The sequence below is a fragment of the Loktanella atrilutea genome, from assembly GCF_900128995.1.
Classification (GTDB): domain Bacteria; phylum Pseudomonadota; class Alphaproteobacteria; order Rhodobacterales; family Rhodobacteraceae; genus Loktanella; species Loktanella atrilutea.
In genome coordinates, this window is record NZ_FQUE01000040.1 from 1 (window position 1) to 2,255 (window position 2,255).

Sequence of the window (2,255 nt, forward strand, 5' to 3'; positions counted from 1 at the left end):
TGTAAATGCTGGATCAAATTTCCCCAGAAGTGCTGGCGCAAAATTCCCCACCTCACGGGTTCGGCGATCAGCCGGAGAATTGATTGGCGCCTCCGATTTTGGGCGGCCGACCACGGCGTTTTGGCGGTGGCGGCGGTGTGATGTTGGCATGCGCCCTGGTATGTTCCGGGATCAGGTCTGCATGGTGGCGCAGCCGGTAGCTGGCCCCCTCGATCTGGACGACGACGGCATGATGCAACAGGCGGTCGAGCAACGCAGTAGCGACGACGGGATCGCCAAAGATTTCGCCCCATTCCGCGAAGCCCCGGTTTGACGTCAGGATCATCGCGCCCTTTTCGTATCGCGCGTTGACCAGCTGGAAGAACAGGTTGGCACCACCGCTGGTAATTGGCAGATAGCCGATCTCATCGACGATCAGCAGGGACGCCCGCGCATAGAACCGGATCTTCTCGACCAGGCGGCCTTCGCGTTCGGCTTTGCTCAAGGCCTCGATCAGTTCGGCCAAGGTGTTGCGATAGACACTCCTGCCGGCTCTTACGGCAGCGACACCGAGGGCTGTCGCGAGGTGGCTTTTGCCGGTGCCCGGTGGGCCGAGAAAGTGCAGGACCTCAGCCCGCTTGATGAACTCCAGCTGCGCCAGCGCCATGATACGGTGCCGATCCAGAGAAGGCTGGAATGAGAAGTCAAAGCTCTCCAGCGTCTTAATCGGGGTCAGACGTGCGGTTCGCAATCCCACGCCGATGCGGCGGCCTTCCCTGAGGATCAGTTCTTCGGCCAGCAACTCGTCGATAGCCTCGATGGCGCTGATCTCGCCTTTTTCCAGGCGGCTGAGAGTCTGGTCCAGTGTTTCGAGGGCGCGGGCCATGTGCAAGCTGACGAGGCTTTGGCGAATGCGTTCGGTCACAGGGGGCATGGTCGGCCCTCATGAGCTTCGGCCAGACGGCGACCCACGGCTTCGTAAAAGGTGAGAGGACGTCGTGCGACCGGGGCATCGGCTGGTGACGGCAACAGCTGAACAGCCCGCCGTGCCAGTGGGATGGGCTTGCGATGGCTGGGATCGATCCGACGCTGGTTCTTGCCTTCCAACACCGGGTGGATTGCGATCAATGCACCGTCCTCAAAGATGCGAACCTCGACCGGATGGTTCTGGACTTCGACAATCCTGCGTCTTGTGGTGTCGGGAACGCTGTATTGATTGCCGCCTACCGCGACCATGCCATCTTGGCTGATCCGCCGCTCCACGGTCAGAACCGCTTCATAAGGGTGCGCGGGTAAAGCCAGAAGATACGGTGCCTCTTCGGCAAAATGCTCATCCACGATCCGCTTTGTGGTCGCATGCTCCCGAGTGTTGGCGATGGTCGTGCGCCATTCCTCGAACTGGGCATTCAGATCTTCCATGTCGCGGAAACTGCGTCCCAGGAAGAAGTCCTGCCGGATATAGCGGAACGGCCTCTCGACTTTGCCTTTCGTTTTGGCCCGATACGGCTGACAAGCCCGCGGTGCTGACCCGTAGTGCGCCAGCAGCGCCACCAGAGATGCATTGTAGGTCACAACGCCCGCGGTATCTTCGCCAATGACGGCTGTCTTCATCCGATCATACAGGATCTCCGTGCAGACCCCGCCCATCATGCCGAACGCCGCGATGTGGCAACGCATCACCGTTTCCAGTGTCTGGTTCGGGCAGAACCGTCCCCAAAGCCAGCGGCTGTGCCCCAGCACCATGCTGAACAGCCAGACCTTGCGCACCACGCCAGGTTCGCAGGTGAACTCCACCTGGAACTCAGCAAAATCAACCTGCGCCTGCTTGCCGGCAGGCGTCTCGAAGCGTCGCTCAAACTGTCGCGGCACAGGAGGCCGGATCAGTCGGAGATATTCACTCAGCGTGGAATAGGCGCCTTCATACCCCATCGCCTTGATCTCGCGATGCAGTCTGCGCACCGAGAGACCCGGGAACGCCTCGAGCCGTTCAGACAGATAAGACTGGAACCGATCAGCCAGCCGATCGCCCGGTTCCCGTGGCCCATAGACCGGGGCCTCAAGGCCCCGCTCCAGATATTTTCTCACAGTCTTGCGGTCGAGCCCGGTCTGTCGCGCGATCGCGCTGACGCCAAGACCCTGCCGCCTCAATTCCAAGATCATCACGATCTCCCTCAATCCAACCACCTGCGAGCCTTTCCATTGGCCTCAACAGGGGAATTATGCGCGACCGATGATCAGGGGGGCATGCCCCCCTGATCATCGGCATCAGCGCCAAA

Annotated in this window: 2 protein-coding genes; both read right to left on the reverse strand. The window is 60.7% G+C overall.

The genetic code is table 11. The annotated features are described in order from the left end of the window. Window positions 1-67: 67 nt before the first annotated feature. Entirely contained in the window at window positions 68-913 is an 846-nt protein-coding gene (gene istB, locus BUA54_RS20410; protein ID WP_072859067.1) for an IS21-like element helper ATPase IstB, read from the reverse strand. Further along, the gene (gene istA / locus BUA54_RS20415; RefSeq protein ID WP_072859068.1) at window positions 901-2,163 is read right to left on the reverse strand and encodes an IS21 family transposase; all 1,263 of its coding nucleotides are present in this window, start codon (window positions 2,161-2,163) and stop codon (window positions 901-903) included. The genes istB and istA overlap by 13 nt, the downstream gene beginning before the upstream one ends. Window positions 2,164-2,255: the final 92 nt, after the last annotated feature.